Genomic DNA, 21,521 nt, shown 5'->3' on the forward strand with positions numbered 1-21,521 from the left:
TTATACTTAGTAATATTATAACATATAATGTGTCTGAAAAGTGTCGGTTCCCGAAATTTCATCCAATGTTATAATGTTGGGATGAAATGATAAAATAAGGGTCAGAGGAACAGGGAAAGGATGGTTATCAGATGAGACTTAAAAATAAAGTCGCTGTAATTACCGGAGGCAGTCAGGGAATCGGCCGCGGAGTGGCACAGGTTTTTGCTGAAGAAGGGGCAAAAATAGTGATTGCTGACATCGATGCAGAATCAGCGGAGAAGACTGTAAAAGAGCTTTCTGATAAAGATCTCGATGTCCGCTTCTGCAAGACGGATGTCAGCAGGGAAGCAGATGTTCAAAACTTAATCGCGTTCACGATTGAAGAATTCGGCAGATTAGATGTGCTGGTCAACAATGCAGCGGTGAATTTCCGTAAAGCTCTGCATGAAACGTCTCTGGAAGAATGGAACAATTTAATGGGTATTAATTTAACCGGGCCGTTTCTTTGCAGCAAGTATGCGATTCCTGAAATGCAGAAACAGGATACATCATCGATTATCAATATGGTGTCATGGCATGCTGAAACGACGATTACAAGACTCGCAGCATATGCGAGTGCAAAAGGCGGGCTGACTGCTTTAACACGTCAGATGGCACTGGATTACGGACAACATCAGATCCGTGTTAATGCTGTCGGGCCGAGTTCGGTGGATACACCGCTTCTCCATAAAACATTTGCAGGTCTTGAAAATCCGGATAAGTCATTTGAAGAGTCTCTTGCTTTCAATCCGATGGGGCGGGTGGGCACCGTAGATGATATCGCAAAAGCATGCCTTTTCCTGGCATCGGATGATTCAACCTATGTCAGCGGTCAGACGATACTTGTCGATGGCGGCCAGAGCAACAAAATTGCACGTCCGATTGAATTTGACTAAACAAAAAGCTCAGAATTCCTGAATCAGGATTCTGAGCTTTTCTGTTATTTATCTGCGGGCTTATACATAATTGCCTGCACGAAGAATGCCACATAGCTTAAAAGGAGACCCACACCGCCTCCAATATAAATCACAAGCGTTATTCCTTCTGGCAGACCAAGTGATGCAACATTCGTTAAGAACATACCGGTAACAAGTCCCGTTGTTCCGAGAATTGCAGACCAGACATGGAATTTCGATAATGCATTGTACTTCACTTCGAATGCTTTATAAAATACTGCCCAGGCGAATAAGCTCAGCCATCCTACAACTAAAATATGTGCATGAATCGGTCTCAGTGCATATGAACCCGAACCTGCCATATGTGAGCCTATTACAGCTCCGAGCAATCCAAAGAATGCTGAAAAGACTAATAAAAGTTTAACGGGATTTTTCATAATAACTTCCTTTCGATAACTGTTTATTTTATATATTACACTTTTAATATGAATGGAGTATGAACAGATTATAATTTAAGACATAATTAAAGCCGTGTACAGCCTGTACACGGCGCTTCACTAAATATTTTATCTTCCGGCCCGATTTCATAACATGGGAACAGGGTATTGTTAACAGTATAATTAATTACAGATCAATATAAATACAGAGGTGGATTTAATGTCACATATACGCGTTCATGGTGCAAATCAAAACAACTTAAAAAATGTGAGTGTTGATATTCCAAAACACCGCCTGACGGTCTTTACCGGGCGCTCGGGTTCAGGCAAGTCTTCACTCGTGTTCAGCGTGCTGGCTGCCGAATCGGAGCGGCTGTTAAATGAAACATACTCAAGCTACATTCAGCATCAGCTGACACAATACGAGAAGCCCGATGTGGACCGTATTGAAAATCTGCCGGTCGCAATGGTAATCAATCAGAAAAAGCTCGGCGGAAATTCACGGTCCACAGTTGGAACAATTTCCGATATCTACTCGTCAGTCCGTTTATTATGGTCACGCATCGGCACACCGTTTGTTGGCTATTCCAATGTCTTTTCATTTAATAACCCTAGCGGTATGTGCGAACGCTGCCACGGACTCGGCTATGTTGAAGATATCGATTTAAATGAACTGCTCGATTTTGACAGATCCTTAAACGAAGATGCCATTAATTTTCCGTCATTCAGACCCGACAGCTGGAGAGGCAAGCGCTATTTATACAGCGGTCTGTTTGATAATGATAAAAAGCTGAAGGATTATACGACAGAGGAAATGGATACGTTCCTGTATACAAAACCGAGAAAAATTAAAAATCCGCCGGATAACTGGCCGCGTACAGCTAAGTTTGAAGGATTGATTCACCGCTTCCGCCGTTCATTTCTGTTAAATGACAACTTCGAAAAGAAACGTTTCCGAAAAGATGTTGAACGCGTTGTGACGAACCGGAAATGTCCGGACTGCAAAGGTAAACGCCTCAATGATAAAGTGCTGAGCTGTAAAATCAACGGATTCAGTATCGCTGATTTTACGTCATTATCCGTCGATGATGCGATTGAGTTTCTAACACAGCTTGATGACGAGAAGGCGAAGTTTATCGTTAAGCCGCTGCTCGAACAAATGAAGGCTCTCGCGTATATCGGTTTAAATTATTTAACTCTGGACCGTGAGACACCGACACTGTCCGGCGGGGAATCCCAGCGCATTAAACTGATCCGTCATCTGAACAGTCCGCTGACAGATCTCGTTTATATTATCGATGAGCCGAGTGTCGGACTCCATCCTGAAGATATTGAAAAAATAAATGAAATTATGCGCTCCATTCGTGACAAAGGCAACACCGTGCTGATTGTCGAACATGATCCGGACGTCATTCATATCGCAGACCACGTTATCGATATCGGTCCCGGTGCCGGACAGCACGGCGGGGAAATTATTTTTAACGGCACATATGAAGAACTGATGCAGACAGATACCCCGACAAGTACAGCATTGAACAGACAACACAAGCTGAAACAGAGTCCCCGTAAACCGAAGGCATTTATCGGACTTAACAACATTACAAGAAACAACTTAAAAGATGTTTCTGTCGATATCCCGAAAGGGGTGTTGTCAGTCGTTACCGGAGTCGCAGGATCAGGTAAAAGCACACTGATTAAAACAGGTTTTTCCAAGTCGGAAGAGGCGGTCTTTATCGACCAGAAATCCGTACAGGCAACGAACCGTTCAAATCTGCTGACGTATATGGACTTGTTTGATGAGGTCCGGACTTTCTTCAGCAAACAGACCGGGTTAAAAAAGAGTATGTTCAGTTATAACTCCGAAGGGGCATGTTCTGAATGTAACGGTAAAGGCGTTATTAAGACGGAACTTGCCTTTATGGCGGACTTTTCACAGATCTGTGAAGTGTGTAACGGTACGCGTTATAAAAAAGAAGTACTTGATGCAACAGTGAACGGCTACTCAATCGCAAATGTACTGGCGCTTACTGTGGAGGAAGGTGCGGAACTGTTTAAAAATAACGGAATCGTTGCTTCACGGCTTAAAAACCTGGAGGCAACAGGACTGCATTATATGACGCTTGGCCAGTCCCTCGATACTTTGTCCGGCGGGGAAATACAGCGCTTAAAACTCAGCCGTTATTTAGACAGCGATGCACAGAATAAAGTATTCATTTTTGACGAGCCGACAACGGGACTGCACGAAGATGATATACCTGCACTGTTGTCGTGTTTCGAACAGCTGATTGAACAGAATAACACCGTTATTCTTATAGAACATAACCTGACGATGATGACCCATGCGGACTGGTTTATCGATGTCGGTCCGGGTCCCGGAATGAAAGGCGGTAAAATTTTATACAGCGGCAAACCAAACGGACTGATCGATGTGAAGGAGTCCGTAACGGCAAATCATCTGAAGCGTTACACCAAGAAATAACTGCTCTTTTAAAAAAAGAAGTCCCCCGGAAAAATTCCGGGGGACTTCTTCTGCTTAAAACTCATTCTTTTTATTGCGCTTACGCCACGTATATTCAATATAACCTGTCCCGAACAAGACGCCGATTACTACGAGAACAAATCCCGCTATTTGCGCATTCGTAATCGTTTCATTTAAAAAGATCATCGAAAAGATAACGCCGAAAAACGGAACGAAGTTATTAAAAATAACCGTCTGTCCTGCACCGATTTCTTTAATAGCGGAATTATAAACCATGTAGCCGAAGCCGGTGACGATAATACCGGACAATACAAACAGTACATACACATACGGTTCAGCCGAAAACATTTCCTTAATTCCGCCGGGCTCAACTATAAAACTTACAATGACCAGACCGAGAGATCCCGTTAAAAACATCATGGCCGTCGTTTGAGTCGGACTCAGCGTCATCGTAACTTTTCTTATAAAAATAAAACTTAATGCCTGCGTAAACATCGATATAAATATCAGGATCTCACCCAGCGAAAAAGTAAAACTTGTAAACGATTCATCCTGAATGAAAAACACACCTGTCAGTGCAATCAGGATACCGAGCGTCCTTGCCGGCGTCAGTTTTTCACCGAGAAATATAACTGCCATTACTGCCGTTGTTAACGGCACAAGTGCCAGAATCAATGCTGCACTCGAAGCATCGATCATCGTCAGAGATATCGCGAGCAAAGCGTGGTGGAGTATCACACCGAAAACCATTCCGAGAAGCATGTACTTCCATTCGTAACCCGTTATTTTCCGTATCGAACTCGACAGTATTAAAATGGTCATCGTCGTAATCCCGGCGAGCATCACCCGGAAAGCTGTCATCGTCGCCGGAGGCAGCTCTGTTACGAGTACTTTAAGAATCACAATATTAATTCCCCATAAAACCATTATTGTAAAGATTAATGAATAGATGATTATCTGTCTTTTCTGATTCACCTGCATCCCTCCGGGTCCGTTTAATTTATTTAATTTCAGTATGCCATAAAGCGATGCGATCTCTTGACTTTACGCTTTGCAACGCATAGCGTTATTTTGTAATCCATAGCGTTATACTTTGATGTTATATAGTTCCTGACACTTTACTCCTGGCATTTTTATAAACAGCTTCAGGAAATCCGTATAATCGTAACAGCTCAATAGCATTCGAACTCGTCGCAATACCAGGTTTAATTTTGTAATCAAATTCAATATCATCATCAATAAGTGTTTCACTGAAATGATAGAAATCGAGTTCACCGTTCAGAAGATTTGTCAGTTCCATATCGTGAGTGGCAGCAATTAAATCCACATTTTTCTGGTCGTGCAGATAACGTAAAAATGATTCTCCTGCAGCCAGTCTTTCAATCGTATTTGTACCTTTGAAAATTTCATCGATAATACAGTACACTCTGCCCTCAAAGTCTTCTATCTCTTCGACAATACGTTTTAAAGATTTCACCTCACTGATGAAGTAACTGTCCCCTTCAATCACGCTGTCCGTAATTTCCATCGATGATGTTACTTTCCCCGGAGTGTATTTAAATGTTGAAGCGGTTGACGTATTCAGCCCGTTACTCAATATCACATTCACACCAAGAGCTTTCATAAATGTTGATTTCCCGGCGGCATTGGAACCGGTAAGCAGTATATCGTTATTGAAACTGAAATCATTATCCACTGCACTTTCTACCAGCGGATGATACAGGCCTTCCGTTACTAAATATTTTTCTGAAGCCGGTGTCGTGTAATAGGGCAGTGTTTCCCGCCACATAGCGAGACTGTAATGCAGATCCAAATCAGCCGTATAACGCCAGCCCGCTTTATATAAATCATAATTTTTTCTGAGTGAACCGTGAGCAATGTGAAACAGATGATAATCAATCAGAAACATCAGCTTGAAAGCTGCAAACATCTGAACGCCGACATTCATTTCTTTTGCACTGTCATCATTTACAAACAGTGGACTTAAAATTGACAGCCGCTTCAGTCCTTTACTGTTATATTTTTTGTTCAGTCGGCCCGCAGTCACAATAATATTAATCGCATAGAATATATCTGTGTAATCCAGTCCTGTTGTACTTTTATGCTTAGTTGAAAAATATGCATTAAGGCTGAAACCCGTCAGAATTAACAACAGTGATATATACGGATTTACGAAAAAGAGCAGTGCACCGGCAATCGGCATAATCGAACAAAGGAGCAGCAGCGGATTATATTTTCTCACCGGTCTAAATTCGTACATAAATTTACTTGTGTTTGTATTGCCGGATCTGCCGAGCTCCGCCATCCGGTATGATATATCTCTTCTGAATTCTTCATCATTTTTTATTTTAATAATCAGCTCTTCATCAATGCTGTCTGTTTCATGTGCATTGCGCAGGGCGGCGTACAGATTTTCGGCTCCGATTGTCGTAAATGTATAATTCATTTTCTCGAGCAGTCTGGCCATATCCAGATCTTTCCACGTTTCATCATCAACCACATGACGATGGTCCGTATCTTCATTTTCCATCATATTTACGAAATAATTATGATGATGAATATAGTACTCCTGTCTGTTTTCATACTTTTGTTTTCTGTTCCATAAATCCTTTACATCCTTCTTCAGTTTAAATTGTTCAAGAATCTTTATGATCAGTGAAACAATCATGATTAAAAACATGACAATAATTAGGATATACAACGTCTGAATGACAATCACCTTTCTCTCAAATGCACAATTATTTATTAATAATTTTATCATTAATATGAAAATATACTACGATACAAATTAATTATGTAAAGTTATAACATAAACACTATATTTATAAACTATCCAACTATTCCGGATAGTTGTTTTTATATATAACCCCCGTGGCCGTTATGATATATTTAGTTAGAATTTATGGATACGGGGGAATTGGCCATGGCGCTGTTTGGAACTATCGTAGATGCTCTTGCTATTATTTTGGGCAGCATCATCGGTCTTTTTTGGAGAAATATTAAAGAGAATATGAAATCTACTATTCTTCAGGCACTATCTATTACAGTACTGGTTATCGGGATTGATATGGCACTCGAGTCAGGGGATATACTGATTATAGTTGTTGCCAGTCTCGCGCTCGGCTCCATGCTCGGTGAAAAGTGGGATATTGAAGATAAGATGAACCATTTCGGTATATGGCTTGAAACGAAAACAGGGGCAACAGAAGGCGGTGCTGCTGCTGCATTCGTAACCGCGACACTCGTTTACGTCGTCGGTGCAGTCAGTATCATCGGTGCACTCGACAGCGGTCTCAGAAATGATCACACCGTGTTATTAACGAAAGCATTAATCGACGGCGTGCTTGCTATTTTCCTGACATCCACGATGGGAATCGGCATTATGTTTTCAGCAATTTCCGTATTACTGTTCCAGGGTACAATTGCGCTGTCAGCATCCCAGATTAACCGTTTCATTCAGCCTGATCTGATGGATCATATTATTATCGCAATTACCGGTACAGGTGGAGTAATGATTATTGCCATCGGTATCCGGCTCCTCGGTCTAATGAATATAAGAGTAGCGAATATGCTGCCGGCACTGTTATTTGCTGTACTGTTTATAGTCATTCAGTATTACTGGGAAACAATCAGCTTATTCTTTGTACAAATGTTCTAGCTTCAAAGGAGATGCATTGATTATGGAAGAAGAACTGCTTAATATATTTGACGCACAGGGCAATTTAACAGGTACAGCGTCCCGTACCTCCGCTCATCAGCTGGGGCTGTGGCACGAAACGTTTCACTGCTGGTTCGTCAGTAAAGAACGCGGACGGAAATATGTCCATTTCCAGCTTCGCAGTCCGGATAAAAAAGATTTTCCAAATCAGCTGGATATAACCGCGGCCGGCCATTTAAGCTCCGATGAAGACGTTAATGACGGCGTCCGGGAAATTAAAGAAGAACTCGGTATTGAACTGACTCCGGATGATTTAACTTACACCGGTACAGTACGTGACGAAATTATCATCGGTAATTTTATCGACAAAGAATTATGTCATGTGTTTTTATATAACATTCCGGAAAATACCGTACCTGATTACGTGTTTATGGATAATGAAGTATCCGGCGTATTTAAAATTGAGCTGTCTGCATTTGAAGAACTGTGGTCTGAAGAAGCAGACTCAATCACTGTTAACGATATACAGATCAGCAAAACTGATTTTGTACCACATGAAAACAGTTATATAAATGCTGTTATAGCAAGCATTAAGCAGCATACTTAAATAGTCACTTTGAAATTAATTTTAATTTTATGTTGACATTAAATCTGCGCTGCTCTATAGTTAGTTTAAATCAAATATTCAAATAACTTAATTTCTTATCAAGAGAGATGGAGGGACTGGCCCTGTGAAATCTCGGCAACAGACTTAATTGTACTGTGCCAAATCCTGTAGCATTACGCTAAAAGATGAGAAGAGCGACTATACATATCGGCCTCTTCTTATATTTTAAGAAGAGGTTATTTCTTTATTCAAAAGAATGTATAGCTGGTTTTTAAAAAACACCGGTCTTATACTGGTGTATTTTTATTACATTTTTTAATTCATACTATTTAACTATGTTTAAGGAGCGTTTTACATGATTGAGTTTATCGGTGTAGATAAAACGTATCAGGGCAGCGATGCAGAAATTCATGCCCTTGATAATATTAACTTCAAAGTCGATACCGGCGAAATATACGGTGTCGTCGGATACAGCGGAGCAGGTAAAAGCACATTAATACGCTGCGTCAATCAGCTGGAACGCGTCTCCGCAGGACAGGTCATCGTCGATGACAAAGATTTAACTGCGCTGACACCGGCTGAACTGCGTATCACAAAGAAGCGTATCGGAATGATATTCCAGCACTTTAATTTATTAAATTCAAAAACGATTTATACGAATGTCGCAATGCCGCTTATTTTAAATAAAACGCCGAAGAGCGAAATTAAGGAGCGCGTCACGGAGCTGCTTGAGTTCGTCGGTCTGTCGGATAAAGCATCCCAATATCCCGATCAGCTGTCAGGCGGTCAGAAACAACGTGTCGGCATTGCCCGGGCACTTGCGACGAATCCGTCGATTCTTTTGTGCGATGAAGCCACGTCAGCACTCGATCCTGATACAACAGAGTCGATTCTGAAACTTCTAAAGAAGATAAATAAAGAGTACAACATAACAATTCTGCTGATTACTCATGAAATGTCTGTCATCCGCGATATCTGTCATAAAGTAGCTGTAATGGAGAAAGGAAAAATAATTGAACGCGGTTCAGTCTTCGATGTGTTCTCCAGTCCGCAGACAGAAACGGGCAGACGATTCGTCAACACCGTTATGCAGACAGAACTGCCGAATTACGTCCGGGAACTGATTGATGACAGCAGCAGCAGCCAGTTTATTTACAGAATTAACTTTATCAGTCAGCTCGCTGTAAAACCGTATCTGTCTCAAATCAGCAAGCTTTATAATCTCGACGTCAATGTCCTTTTCGGCAATATAACAGAACTGCAGGGTGTGCCTTTCGGCAATTTAATCGTTCAGTTTGACGGTGAGGCTGAGGAACTCAAAAAAGCACTGCTTTATTTAACGGAAAACAATGTTCAGTACAGTGAGGTGAATACATATGCTGGTTAGCTGGAGTACGATATTCGAAGCATTTTTGGAAACTGTCCAGATGGTCAGTATTTCATTTATTTTTTCAGTCCTGCTCGGACTGCCGCTCGGGATTATGTTATATGTCACACGTCCCGGTCAGATTTTAGAAAACAAAGCAGTTTTCACAATATTAAACGGCATCATTAACATATTCCGATCGCTGCCTTTCATCATCCTGCTCGTAGCGATTATACCGGTCACTAAGTTCATCGTCGGTACTTCAATCGGTACAGAGGCGGCAATTGTCCCAATGGTATTCTTCGCCGGTCCGTATATTTCCAGACTGGTTGAGAGTTCACTCCTTGAAGTGGATGACGGCGTGCTGGAAGCTGCAGATGCAATGGGTGCAACACCGATGCAGACGATTATCAAATTCGTGCTGCCTGAAGCATTCGGGTCACTCATCGTAAACTTCACGATATCCATCATCGGACTCGTCGGTGCTTCTGCAATGGCCGGCACAGTCGGCGGCGGCGGAATTGGTGATTTAGCGATTACTTACGGTTATCAGAGATTCGATACGATTACAATGCTGATCACAGTCGTGATATTAATCATCATGGTTCAGGGTCTGCAGTCAGCAGGTAACAAGTTCGCAAGAGTTGTAAGAAGAAAATAAAAATTGGAGGAAATATATTATGAAAAAAGTTGTATTATTTACGAGTTTACTGTTAATCAGCATTATACTTTCAGCGTGCGGTGACGGCGGAAAAGAAGAAGTTAAGATCGGTATCAGCGGTACCGACACAGTCGTATGGGATTACGTGGCGGAAAAAGCTGCGAAAGAGAATATAGAGATTGAAATCGTTTCTTTTAATGATTACGTTCAGCCGAATACAGCACTTGCTGACGGTGAAATAGATTTAAACTCATTCCAGACTGTAGCGTATTTCGATGAATTTATCGAAGAGAGAAACCTGGATTTAGTTCCAATCGCTACGACTAACCTGGCACCGATGGGCATTTATTCCGATTCACTGACAGATGTAAATGACATTCCGGACGGCGGTACAATCGCTCTGCCTAACGATGTATCAAACCAAGGCCGAGCATTAATGCTGCTTGAAGATGCCGGACTGATTACACTCGTTGAAGACTATGACGGTCTCGGTTCAATCGAAAATGCAGTAGTTGAAAATCCAAATGATTATAAATTTGAAGAAGTTGCACCTGCACAGATTCCGCGTGCCCTTGGTGATGTGGATCTCGGTATTATTAATAACGGCATAGCAAAAGATGCCGGACTTCATCCGATCCACGATTCAATTTACCGCGAAGATGATACAGCAACGGATTACGTAAACATCATCGCTTCAAACGCTGAAGATGCAGATAATGAAACATACAACAGAATTGCCGAACTGTATCAGGAAGCTGATACTGCTGAATTTATCGAAGAAGAGTACGACGGTGCTTTAATTCCGACAGTACTTGAACTGAGCGAAATCGGCTGGTAAATAAAAGGAGCTCCCTTCGGGGAGCCTTTATTTTTACAATGATTCTATAAATTTTTCTTCTGCGTCACTTTCAGGATTAAAAGTAATATCCTCGCTGATATTATGCGTCATAAATAACTCATACATCTGTTTTGCCACAGGTTCATTGAAGTCGTTCACAAATCCGTAGTGCACATTAATTTCATTATCCACCTCACTGCTTATGCCGGCAAGATAGGCGATAATACCTTCCTCTGTACAAAGCGTTAAATACTTTACATTCTCAAGCTGCAGCTCATTCTCAAAGTCGGTGATCGCCGAAGGTTCAATATTTTTAATTTCCATCAAAAAGCTCCTTCCGGTGTTTCTAAACAGATACCCTTTTTCACGGGAAACAATCGTTTGTATTCATAGTCTATTTGTCTGAATTTATAGATAATTTGAATAGTGAGATGTATACTGAATCATATAAACTAGAAAAAGAGGGATAAATATGCGTTTTGAAACGAAAGCAATTCATGCCGGCAGACAGGTCGATCCCGTGACAGGTGCGGTAACAACACCGCTTCACCTGTCTACAACATACGAGAGAGCTGCTGACGGTTCTTATACTGACGGCTTTATGTACAGCAGGGGAGATAACCCCAATCGCCGTTCACTGGAAGAATGTCTCACAGCACTTGAGGAAGGTCATGACTGTGTCGCTTTTTCATCCGGCATGGCTGCAATTTCGTCAGTCATTGAAGCACTGCCGGCGGATATGCCGCAGCGTATTATTTTACCGGACGATATGTATTTCGGCGTTTTAACTCTACTGAATGAAACAGATATCGGCAGACGCTTTGAAATCGTCACTGCAAATATGAGCGACCCCGATGAGCTGAAAGCTGTTGTGAGTGAAAAGGCACCCGGTTTGTTTTGGATTGAAACACCATCCAACCCACAAATTAAAATCATCGATATTGCAGCAGTGGCTGAAATTGCAAAAAAAGCAGGCGCCGTTACTGTCGTGGACAACACTACAGCTACACCGGTTCTTCAGAATCCGCTTCAGCTGGGAGCAGATTTCTCGCTGCATTCGGTAACTAAATATATCGGCGGGCACAGTGATCTGCTGCTCGGGGCAGTCGTTGCGAAAAAGGACAGCCGGATGCTTCAGAACGTACGTACATGGCAGCACGCCAAAGGCGCTGTGCCATCATCATTCGATTGCTGGCTTGCACTTCGCGGCGTTCAGACTTTATCTGCCAGAATGTCAGTTCACTGCCAGAGTGCCCGTACGATTGCAGACTTTCTGAATGCACATGAGAAAGTTGAAACTGTATTCTACCCCGGCTTAACCGGTCACCCCGGTCATGACATCGCAGCATCACAAATGAGCGACTTCGGCGGACTGCTGTCGTTTAAAGTAAAAGGCAATGCAGAAGATGCGCTGAAAATTGCCAACACCGTAAAAATATTTACCCAGGCGACGAGTCTCGGTGGTACACACAGTTACATCGAACACCGTGCTTCTGTGGAAAAGGAACTGACGAAAGCACCGGATACACTGCTCCGATTATCCATCGGACTTGAAAATGCTGACGATCTTATAGAAGATCTGGAACAGGCATTAGCAGAAATTTAAGTAAAAAGAATAAATGATATTATGAGTAACCTCTGTGTAAACGGGAATATTTCCAGTAACACGGAGGTGTTCTTATGAAAAAGCACTATAAACTAGTTATTCTCGGCGGAGGTGCAGGCGGGATTTCGACAGCCAGCCGTGTACTGTCAAAAAAGAAGGATTTAAAAGATGACGTCTTAATTATAGAGCCTGGTGACTATCATTATTTCCAGCCCGCATGGCCGTTAGTTGGAAGCGGTGTGGAAAAACTGCGGTCCACAAAGAAACCTACTGAAAAAGTAATCCCGAAAGGCGCCCGCTGGCTGCAGGCCTCTGTTAAAAATGCAGACCCGGTTAAAAGGGAAATTACAGCTGACAGCACTGTTATCAGCTACGAGTATTTAATCGTCGCGCTCGGTATTGAATTAAACTACGATGCCATCAAAGGGGCGAAAGAGTTTATCGGCAAAAACAGTGTCTGTACAAACTATCTGTATGACTTTGTTGAATACACTTATGAATCACTGAAAAACACCAAGACCGGAAATATACTGGTGACAAAGCCAAAATCTAAAATTAAGGGCGGTGTATCTGCTGAGAACTCGCTGTTTACGATGGATGATTTCGTAAAACAGCATGACCGCCATGTTGATATTATATTCCGGAGCGGCCGGGATGAAATATTTGAAGTGAAGAAATATAACGACAGTCTGATCAGCCAGATGGAAGAAAAACATATCGATTATATGCTGAATGAGGAACTTGTTGAAGTCAACGGTGATGAAAAAATTGCCGTCTTTAAAAATACAGTGAACGGTGATATTCATACCGTACCTTTTGAAATGATTGTAATCACACCGCCGATGCACGGCCCAAGAGTACTGGAAAATTCAGGACTGCTCGACGACGAAGGCTGGGTCGACGTTGATAAGCATACGATGATGCACAAAAAGTATACGACGGTATTTTCACTTGGAGACGCATCAAGCCTGCCGACAGTAAAAATGGGAGCAGCCGTAAGACAGCAGCTGCCCGTACTCGTTGATAATCTGATTGAACGTATGAACGATAAAGAACCGTCCCATAAATACGACGGCAAGACTGCATGCCCGATTGCTACTGAATACGGTGAGCTGATACTCGCTGAGTTCGGCTATGACAGAATCCCGTCAGAAACGACATTCCTCAATCAGGCAGATGATAAGAAGATATTTTATCAGTTTAAAAAGAATATGCTGCCGATTATGTACTGGCATGCCATGCTGAAAGGGAAAGGTTAGATTTATGAAAAACGACGTTACCGGATAACCGGAAACGTCGTTTGGTTTATTTAAAAGTAAGATTCTCCAATCTGATATAGCCTGCTGCATCGAGTTCAACACCATCAATCTGTACAGTGTTATATGCAAGACTCATATTCGTATGAACCAGTGGTGCATACGGTACATCTTCACGAAGCATATTATGAATATTTGTATACTCAGCCAATCTTTCATCATCCTCTGTCGCACTTCTTGCTGTCTCAAGTACTGTATCCACTTCATCATTTGTATAGAATGCCCGATTACCTCCGAAACCTCTGTTAGTACTCAGTGTCAGCGCAGAAATCAGGTAGTCCGCATCACCCGTTGAAGCAGTAAAACTCAGCAGGAACATGTCATGCTGTCCCTGTCCTAAACGTTCCATAAATGTAGCCATTTCAAATTGTTCAATCGTTATATTAATATTCAGTGCTTTCAGCTGTTCCTGAATATATACCGCCGAATCAATCAGATCCTGACTGTCATTTACCCAAATCGTCGCATCAAAACCGTCTGAGTGATTCGATTCTGCAAGTGCCGCTTCAGCTTTTTCCATATCCTGTCCGACTTCAGGCAGTTCCGCATCATGACCAAATACCTGTGCAGATATCATACTGTTTGGAATTGACGCCTGTCCATTGTAAATACCTTCTTTTAACTCTTCTCTGTCGATAGCAAAATCAATCGCCTGACGGACTTTAACATCATTGAAAGGTTCTTGTTCTGTATTAAAACCGAGATAGTTTGTTCTGAGAGACTCTGATTCAACAAACTCTGTACTGTCGCTGCTGTTCACTCTGTCCATCATTGCCATATCGACAGGTGTTGTTATATTCACACCGCCGGATTCAAGTTCAGCCATCATCGACCCAGATTCCGGAATAATCACAAACGTGAGATTATCGATATTACTTTCACCTTTATAATCTTCAAAACGTTCGAACTCTATGTTCTGACCGGGTGCTCTCGCTTTAAATTTAACGTAGTTTGTACCATCCGGATGCTCTGATAAATAAGCACTTGTATGCTCAGCGATTTGTTCCGAAACCTCTGTAAATGGTTCACCGCCGGCATCTCTTAACTCATAATAATCTTCCACAGTCAAATCAAGACCCGCCTGCTCAATTGCATTCTGGTAATCTGCATCAATACTTTCCTTACTCATAATGCTTGCTGCTGTATGCGCCAGATTATCAGGCAGCGGGGCGAATGGATAAGCAGTTGTGATATTCAATTCATAATCACCGACTACCTCAATATCTTCAATCATTTCGAAAAGGAAGACGGTAGGGGCACTGATGCTCGGATCCTGCACGCGTTCAAGCGAAGCTTTCACATCATCCGCTGTAAACTCAGAACCATTATGGAAGGTTACACCTTCAGCCAGCTTAAAGTTCCATGTCGTTTCATCCACCTGATTCCATTCAGTCGCCAGTCCCGGTTTATGAGACATATCAATTTCACGTGCAACAAGCGTCTGATACAGATGTCTTCTGATTTGAATTGCATTCACATCATTCGTTCCGTGTGGATCAACAGTTGATAAATCCTGATCAAAACCGACCACAACATCACCGGTTTTGGTACTTTCAGCACTCTCATTTTCAGTGGTCTCAACAGCCTCATCATTCGAGCAGGCTGCAGCCACTAACAGGAGAATTATCATCAATAACAAACAATACTTTCTACGCATAGCAGTACCCCCAAAAATTGTTTTATTTATATCCTTTTTAAATAGTAAGAATATTTAAAATTATATAATGAAATAATAATAATAGCTATTTTTATTTTAGAAGCCGGGCGGCACTGCTGTGACAATAAGGTTGCTTCAATGTCTAACGTCTCCCAAATTCAAAAAAGCCGGGACTTGAATCAGTCCCGGCTTCTCTTTATTTCAATTCCAGTTCTTTTGCCGTCATTTCTCTGATCTCATACAGCAGTTTACTGTTCTCGATTAATGACTGCCCGTATGATGGAATCATTTCTTTCAATTTTGTTTCCCACGTTTCCCGGTATTCCGGGAAGCTCTGCTTAAATACCTCGAGTGCCACTGATACCGATACTGATGCGCCCGGTGATTCTCCAAGCAGTGCGATTACAGTGTTATCTTCTGAACTGACCACTTCCGTTCCGAACTGAATGAATCCTTTTCCGTGTTCTTCACTATCTTTAATGACCTGAACACGTTTACCTGCAATATGAATATCCCAGTCTTCATCTTTTGCATCCGGCACAAATTTTCTAAGCTCTGCCATTCTGTCTGATTTACGCATCATTACCTGCTGAATTGAATATTTCACCAGCGGCATGTTTTTAATACCCGCAGATACGAGTGTCAGCATATTGTCCGGTTTAATCGATTTGAACATATCCATATTCGAACCGTATTTTAAAAACTTCGGTCCGATGGCAGCAAACGGCCCAAACAGCAGACTTTCTTGTCCCTGAATATAACGTCTGTCCAGATGCGGCACTGTCATCGGCGGTGTACCATATGGTTCTTTGCCGTATACTTTTGCGTTATGTCTCCCGACAACTTCAGGATTGTTACATACCAGGAAGGCACCGCTGATTGGAAACCCTCCAAGGTGCTTACTTTCAGGTATCCCTGTTTTCTGCAGCAGCGGAATGGCATGTCCGCCGGCACCGATAAAAATATAGTCCGCTGCATGATATTCTATTTTGCTTTCCTTTATATTATGAACCTTAACTTCCCATTTGCCGTCTTCAAGCTGTCTGAAATCCTGTACTTCGTGACGGTAATGAATTGATGCATTTTTATGGCCATCAATACTGCGCGCCATCTTACGTGTTAATTCACCGAAGTTCACATCTGTACCGTCGTCAATTTTACTTGCTGCAACAGATTCCTCCGAATTGCGTCCATTCATCATTAATGGAATCCAGTTTTTGATTACACTGTTATCCTCTGTGTATTCCAAATCCTGAAACATCGGGTGGGGCGCCAGTGCTTCATAACGGCGTTTCAGAAAATCCACGTTACCTGCCCCCATCACAAAACTGATATGCGGCAGGGGACGGATAAATTCCTTCGGATTATTTATATGTTTGCTCTTAACAAGATAAGACCAGAACTGCTTCGAGATTTCAAACTGTTCATTGATTGTTTTGGCTTTCTCAATATCGATGGATCCGTCTTGTTGTTCAACAGTATAGTTCAGCTCACACAATGCAGCATGACCTGTACCTGCGTTATTGGTTTCATGTGAACTTTCATTTCCGGATACATCCAGTCTTTCAAACATTTTAATATTCCAGCCGGGCTCCAGATTTTTCAAAAATGTGCCCAGTGTTGTACTCATAATTCCCGCACCGATTAATATAATGCTTTTAGAAGAGTTATTATCCATGTTTAGCCAGCTTTCTGTTTTTTTGAACTGAATTATTTAATAATCATTACCGGTATGTTCGCGCGTTTTGCCACTTTATGCGTGACATGGCCCAGTACATGTTTAAGCGTTCTTTTCGAGCGCTTATTACTCATTACGACGAGCTCGTATTCATTGCTTTCGATTTCTTTTTTAAGTTCCGCGATTACACGTCCAGTTCCAAAATAAATTTTGTAGTTCAGACCATACTCATCGAGCTGTTCTGTGAAGAACTGCATATTTCCTACTCTTTCTTTTGCTATATCGTCAAAATGTTTCCCCTGATATTTCACGTTATCCGCCATTTCATTTTCTGTGATGACGTTAAAAATTGTTATCGTTGATTCTTTACTGCCGTTCGTCAGTTTTGCAAGTTGAGCAGGCACATTATCAAAAGAGTTCCCAAAATCAAACGGGACTAAAATACTTTTATACATACTAAAGCACTTCCTTTCATTTCCATTAATCTATTAATTTAATTTTAAATCTTATCACGATACTTTTGCAATTCAATACCCTTTTTCCGGTAAAATTGTTTACGGCGTATGGAATACTGCTGTAATTACCCCGCGCACTGTTATAATTGTAATGTAAATATTTTATACGGAACATATTTAAGGAGAAATTTTATGGCCCGGTTACATTTTAAAAATATTAAAAAACAATATAATCATTCAGATTCTAATGCTGTAAAAGATTTCAGTCTGGATATAAAAGAAGGCGAGTTCATCGTTTTTGTCGGACCGTCAGGGTGTGGTAAATCTACTATCCTCCGCATGATAGCCGGTCTTGAAGACATTACAGACGGTGAATTTTATATCGGTGATACACTGATGAACAGCATCCCTCCAAAAAAACGCGATATTGCGATGGTTTTTCAGAATTATGCCCTGTATCCGCATATGACTGTATTCGATAATATCGCTTTCGGACTGAAAATGCACAAAGTATCAAAGCATGACATAAAGATAAAAGTCGGGCGGGCTGCAGCAATTCTCGGATTGACTGACTATCTCCACAGGAAACCGAAAGCACTGTCCGGCGGACAGAGGCAGCGTGTCGCACTCGGCCGTGCAATCGTCAGAGAAGCCAATGTCTTTCTAATGGACGAACCGTTGTCGAATCTCGACGCTAAATTACGTGTACAGATGAGAGCTGAAATTATGCAGCTTCATCAGCGCCTGAAAACGACAACTATATACGTCACACACGATCAGACTGAAGCAATGACGATGGCATCGAGAATTGTCATTATGAATAACGGTGAAATAATGCAGGTCGGCACACCGGAAGCGGTCTATAAAACACCGGCCAATCTGTTTACCGCCCAATTTATCGGTTCACCAGCGATGAATATCATAGACTGCAACTTCGATGGAATACACCTGACTGCCGGAAGCATAACAATCACTCCGACTGATGCAGCCAGTCACATGCTGAATACGCTCGGGTATAAAGGGAAGCCTGTTAAACTCGGCATCCGTCCGGAAAATGTTATGTTATATGACGAAGACAAACATGCCGATGGTACTCCGTTTAAAGCAACAGTCAGAATTTCTGAAATGCCTGGTTCAGAAGTGATTATTTATGCGGAACTTGAAGGTCAGTCAGTGACAGTGAAAGACGGTCCTGAAAATCAAAGCGAACCGGGCGATACCATTACCGCTGCATTTGATATGAGCAAAGCACATTTATTTAATGCAGAAACCGGGGAAAGAATTACTGATAAATGAAAGATGCCTGCTGACAACATGAGTGAGCAGGCATTTATATTTTATTTAATAATCATTACAGGCGTGTTTACACGCTTCGCAATTTTATGGGTAACGTGGCCAAGTACATGTTTAATATCCATTTTAGACCGTTTATTGCTCATCACAATAATTTCATAATCGTTATTCTCAATTTCCTTCATAAGCTTGTTAATTACACGACCGGTTTCAAATCGTACTTCGTAATCCAGATTACGTTTCTCCAGTTCATCTGTAAAAGGCTTAAGTTCATTTACTTTATCCGCCTGTATCTCATTGAAACGTTTACCGTTGAACTTCACATCACCCGACATTTCCTGTTCAGTAATAACGTTAAATATAGTGATCATGGCGCCCTCTGTGTCTTCCGTCAGCTTGGTGAGCTGATCGGGTACATTATCGAAAGAGTTCCCGAAATCATACGGCAGTAATATTTTTTTATACATACTTACACATCCTTTTATATTTTCGTACTTCATATAAAGTTAATGCTCTATTTATTAGTCTTCCCTGTCGTAAAAAGTTTACACATTTTATCTGATGCAGCTGCACGTTGAAATAGAAATATAGTTATATACAGTTCCGTTATAATATTCGTTCCTATATTGTCACTTTTAAAATGTAACGCCGGGCGTTACTTCACAAACCTCGTTAAAACAACGTTATATCCTCCGCATTCACACATAGTAACGCTATGCGTTACATATAATCATTAATTCCACAAAAGCCAAATTGCACTTGAAGTGTAAGTTTGTTATTATCAATAGGTTATTTATTTAGAAGTTATCGAAATTTAGGGTATGCAGATAATACTCTATTAAACTATAAGGAGCATTATTAATGAAGGATCCTTCAAACCCAGGTAATAAAAAATTGTCGAAAGTATTTATTTATTCGGTTTTAATCGTCGGACTGCTTGTCGTTATCGGAGCTGTTAATCCCGAGCGTTTTGGAGCCGTTGCAGGTGCGATATCAAACTGGGTCAGTAACTATTTCGGCTGGTATTACATGATTATTACTTCAGCCACTTTATTCTTTTGTATATTTCTCATTTTCAGCCCCATCGGGAAATTAAAACTCGGTAAGCCTCATCACGAGCCTGAGTTCAGTACACGGTCATGGCTGACAATGCTGTTCAGCGCAGGGATGGGTATCGGGGTTGTGTTTTACAGCACTTCCGAACCAATTGCACACTTCTTTATGCCCGCCACTGCAGAACCCGAGTCACAGGAAGCAATGCTCGAAGCTATTCGTGCAACAATTTTCCACTGGGGTGCCCACGCATGGGGGATGTACGGTGCAGTTGCTTTAGCGCTTGCCTATTTCCAATTCAGAAAAGGTGAATCCGGATTACTGTCAAAAACATTACGTCCCATTTTAGGTGATAAAGTTGACGGTCCAATCGGTATCCTCATCGATGTGTTAACTGTATTTGCGACAGTCATCGGCGTCGCTGTATCTCTCGGTGTCGGTACAACACAAATTAACGGCGGTCTCAATTATCTTTTCGGAGTCCCTATCAACCTGACAGCCCAGGGACTGATTATTGGAGCAGTAACGATTCTGTTTCTTGCCAGTGCATGGAGCGGCTTAAGTAAGGGCATTAAATATTTAAGCAATCTTAATATGATTATCGCATCAATTTTACTGCTGGTTGTACTGTTTCTCGGTCCGACAATGCTCATATTAAATATGCTTCCTACTGCTGCCGGTGAGTACATCAATACATTTGTAGCAAGAACACTGGATGCGGCCCCGTTAAGCAGTAGTAAAAACAGCTGGCTGCAGTCGTGGACGATTTACTACTGGGCATGGTGGCTCAGCTGGAGTCCTTTTGTCGGCATTTTCATTGCGCGAGTTTCAAAAGGCCGTACAGTGCGTGAGTTCGTACTGGCACTGCTTACTGTGCCGACAACTATCGGTATAATATGGTTTACCGTCTTCGGTGTTACCGGTATAGAAATTGCAAGTTCTGTTTCAGAAGTCATTGGCCACGGTCCCGAAACACAGCTGTTCGCTATATTTAATGAATTGCCGCTCAGCGTACCGCTGTCAATTCTGGCAATTATACTCGTATCCTCATTCTTTATCACATCAGCCGACTCAGCTACTTTCGTACTCGGTATGCAGACATCATATGGATCACTCCGTCCCCGGTCGAGTATTAAAATCGTATGGGGCATCAGCTTATCGGCAATTGCTTATGTTCTGCTGCTGTCAGGCGGTGAAACCGGACTTGAGGCGCTTCAGTCGGCCGCAATTATCGCAGCACTGCCATTCAGCTTTGTCATTATTATGATGATGATTTCATTTTATAAAGATGCCAACGAAGAAAGAAAATATCTCGGTCTGACTATTACTCCGAATTCAAAACGTATGCAGGAGTATCTTAAAAAAGAAGAACGTGAATATCAGGAACAAAAAAATGCAGGTGTCGACGAAAGAGACCTGTAACGATAAATCTCCCGTAAAAATTCAGCTTTTACGGGGGATTTTTTTAAATTAAAGTGTAATTTTTTTTGATATACTATA

Annotated in this window: 19 protein-coding genes and 1 riboswitch; of the genes, 11 read left to right on the plus strand and 8 right to left on the minus strand. The window is 41.7% G+C overall.

Annotated elements, in window-relative coordinates; genetic code table 11:
* The first annotated feature begins 131 nt into the window (after positions 1 to 131).
* Entirely contained in the window at positions 132 to 917 is a 786-nt protein-coding gene (locus RZ44_RS07560; protein ID WP_035810064.1) for an SDR family NAD(P)-dependent oxidoreductase, read from the plus strand.
* Positions 918 to 961: 44 nt separating this feature from the next.
* Here the strand turns inward: RZ44_RS07560 and RZ44_RS07565 are convergent, their stop codons facing one another.
* On the minus strand, positions 962 to 1,354 hold the full coding sequence (locus RZ44_RS07565) for a hypothetical protein (RefSeq protein WP_035810066.1): 393 nt from the start codon (positions 1,352 to 1,354) through the stop codon (positions 962 to 964).
* 220 nt (positions 1,355 to 1,574) lie between these two features.
* Between RZ44_RS07565 and RZ44_RS07570 the strand changes: the two genes are divergently transcribed.
* Positions 1,575 to 3,833, plus strand: coding sequence for an ATP-binding cassette domain-containing protein (locus RZ44_RS07570; protein WP_035810070.1), 2,259 nt, complete (start codon positions 1,575 to 1,577; stop codon positions 3,831 to 3,833).
* Between the two features lie 54 nt (positions 3,834 to 3,887).
* Here the strand turns inward: RZ44_RS07570 and RZ44_RS07575 are convergent, their stop codons facing one another.
* Together RZ44_RS07575 and RZ44_RS07580 are read right to left on the minus strand one after the other, a co-directional pair.
* Positions 3,888 to 4,808, minus strand: coding sequence for a DMT family transporter (locus RZ44_RS07575; protein ID WP_035810072.1), 921 nt, complete (start codon positions 4,806 to 4,808; stop codon positions 3,888 to 3,890).
* 124 nt (positions 4,809 to 4,932) lie between these two features.
* A complete protein-coding gene (locus RZ44_RS07580) occupies positions 4,933 to 6,552 on the minus strand; it encodes a MutS-related protein (RefSeq protein ID WP_035810074.1) in 1,620 nt (539 codons plus the stop codon).
* Between the two features lie 204 nt (positions 6,553 to 6,756).
* Here RZ44_RS07580 and RZ44_RS07585 point away from each other — a divergent pair, with 204 nt between their 5' ends.
* The 5 genes from RZ44_RS07585 to RZ44_RS07605 all read left to right on the plus strand — a co-directional run bounded on the left by RZ44_RS07585 (position 6,757) and on the right by RZ44_RS07605 (position 10,963).
* Entirely contained in the window at positions 6,757 to 7,491 is a 735-nt protein-coding gene (locus tag RZ44_RS07585) for a DUF554 domain-containing protein (RefSeq protein WP_035810076.1), read from the plus strand.
* Positions 7,492 to 7,513: 22 nt separating this feature from the next.
* Positions 7,514 to 8,098, plus strand: a complete 585-nt coding sequence (locus RZ44_RS07590; protein WP_035810079.1) for an NUDIX hydrolase — start codon at positions 7,514 to 7,516, stop codon at positions 8,096 to 8,098.
* A gap of 92 nt (positions 8,099 to 8,190) precedes the next feature.
* A riboswitch (SAM riboswitch) is annotated at positions 8,191 to 8,290 on the plus strand.
* Positions 8,291 to 8,453: 163 nt separating this feature from the next.
* A complete protein-coding gene (locus tag RZ44_RS07595; RefSeq protein ID WP_035810081.1) occupies positions 8,454 to 9,485 on the plus strand; it encodes a methionine ABC transporter ATP-binding protein in 1,032 nt (343 codons plus the stop codon).
* Positions 9,475 to 10,125 (plus strand): methionine ABC transporter permease, encoded by a 651-nt coding sequence (locus tag RZ44_RS07600; RefSeq protein ID WP_035810083.1) that lies wholly within the window; start codon positions 9,475 to 9,477, stop codon positions 10,123 to 10,125. Before RZ44_RS07595 ends, RZ44_RS07600 begins: the two co-directional genes overlap by 11 nt.
* A 19-nt stretch (positions 10,126 to 10,144) precedes the next feature.
* Positions 10,145 to 10,963 carry a MetQ/NlpA family ABC transporter substrate-binding protein gene (locus RZ44_RS07605; RefSeq protein WP_035810085.1) on the plus strand — a complete coding sequence of 273 codons (819 nt, stop codon included), beginning with the start codon at positions 10,145 to 10,147 and terminating at the stop codon, positions 10,961 to 10,963.
* Between the two features lie 33 nt (positions 10,964 to 10,996).
* Here RZ44_RS07605 and RZ44_RS07610 read toward each other — a convergent pair whose 3' ends face one another.
* Positions 10,997 to 11,287, minus strand: coding sequence for a hypothetical protein (locus RZ44_RS07610; protein WP_035810088.1), 291 nt, complete (start codon positions 11,285 to 11,287; stop codon positions 10,997 to 10,999).
* Positions 11,288 to 11,435: 148 nt separating this feature from the next.
* On the opposite strand from RZ44_RS07610, the gene RZ44_RS07615 reads away from it, so the two are divergent.
* Positions 11,436 to 12,569 (plus strand): trans-sulfuration enzyme family protein, encoded by a 1,134-nt coding sequence (locus RZ44_RS07615; RefSeq protein ID WP_035810091.1) that lies wholly within the window; start codon positions 11,436 to 11,438, stop codon positions 12,567 to 12,569.
* A gap of 74 nt (positions 12,570 to 12,643) precedes the next feature.
* The gene (locus RZ44_RS07620; protein WP_035810094.1) at positions 12,644 to 13,828 is read left to right on the plus strand and encodes an NAD(P)/FAD-dependent oxidoreductase; all 1,185 of its coding nucleotides are present in this window, start codon (positions 12,644 to 12,646) and stop codon (positions 13,826 to 13,828) included.
* A gap of 46 nt (positions 13,829 to 13,874) precedes the next feature.
* Here RZ44_RS07620 and RZ44_RS07625 read toward each other — a convergent pair whose 3' ends face one another.
* From RZ44_RS07625 to RZ44_RS07635, 3 genes are all read right to left on the minus strand, one after another.
* Positions 13,875 to 15,542, minus strand: a complete 1,668-nt coding sequence (locus RZ44_RS07625; RefSeq protein ID WP_035810096.1) for an ABC transporter substrate-binding protein — start codon at positions 15,540 to 15,542, stop codon at positions 13,875 to 13,877.
* Positions 15,543 to 15,738: 196 nt separating this feature from the next.
* Positions 15,739 to 17,220: a malate dehydrogenase (quinone) gene (mqo, locus tag RZ44_RS07630; RefSeq protein WP_035810098.1), complete on the minus strand. Its 1,482-nt coding sequence runs from the start codon at positions 17,218 to 17,220 to the stop codon at positions 15,739 to 15,741.
* A 32-nt stretch (positions 17,221 to 17,252) separates the two neighbouring features.
* A complete protein-coding gene (locus tag RZ44_RS07635; protein WP_035810100.1) occupies positions 17,253 to 17,675 on the minus strand; it encodes a universal stress protein in 423 nt (140 codons plus the stop codon).
* 192 nt (positions 17,676 to 17,867) lie between these two features.
* Between RZ44_RS07635 and RZ44_RS07640 the strand changes: the two genes are divergently transcribed.
* Positions 17,868 to 18,971, plus strand: a complete 1,104-nt coding sequence (locus tag RZ44_RS07640; RefSeq protein ID WP_035810102.1) for an ABC transporter ATP-binding protein — start codon at positions 17,868 to 17,870, stop codon at positions 18,969 to 18,971.
* 41 nt (positions 18,972 to 19,012) lie between these two features.
* Here RZ44_RS07640 and RZ44_RS07645 read toward each other — a convergent pair whose 3' ends face one another.
* Positions 19,013 to 19,435 (minus strand): universal stress protein, encoded by a 423-nt coding sequence (locus tag RZ44_RS07645; RefSeq protein WP_035810104.1) that lies wholly within the window; start codon positions 19,433 to 19,435, stop codon positions 19,013 to 19,015.
* A 394-nt stretch (positions 19,436 to 19,829) separates the two neighbouring features.
* On the opposite strand from RZ44_RS07645, the gene RZ44_RS07650 reads away from it, so the two are divergent.
* Entirely contained in the window at positions 19,830 to 21,443 is a 1,614-nt protein-coding gene (locus RZ44_RS07650; protein WP_035810106.1) for a BCCT family transporter, read from the plus strand.
* Positions 21,444 to 21,521: the final 78 nt, after the last annotated feature.

Source organism: Jeotgalicoccus saudimassiliensis (assembly GCF_000756715.1).
GTDB lineage: Bacteria > Bacillota > Bacilli > Staphylococcales > Salinicoccaceae > Jeotgalicoccus > Jeotgalicoccus saudimassiliensis.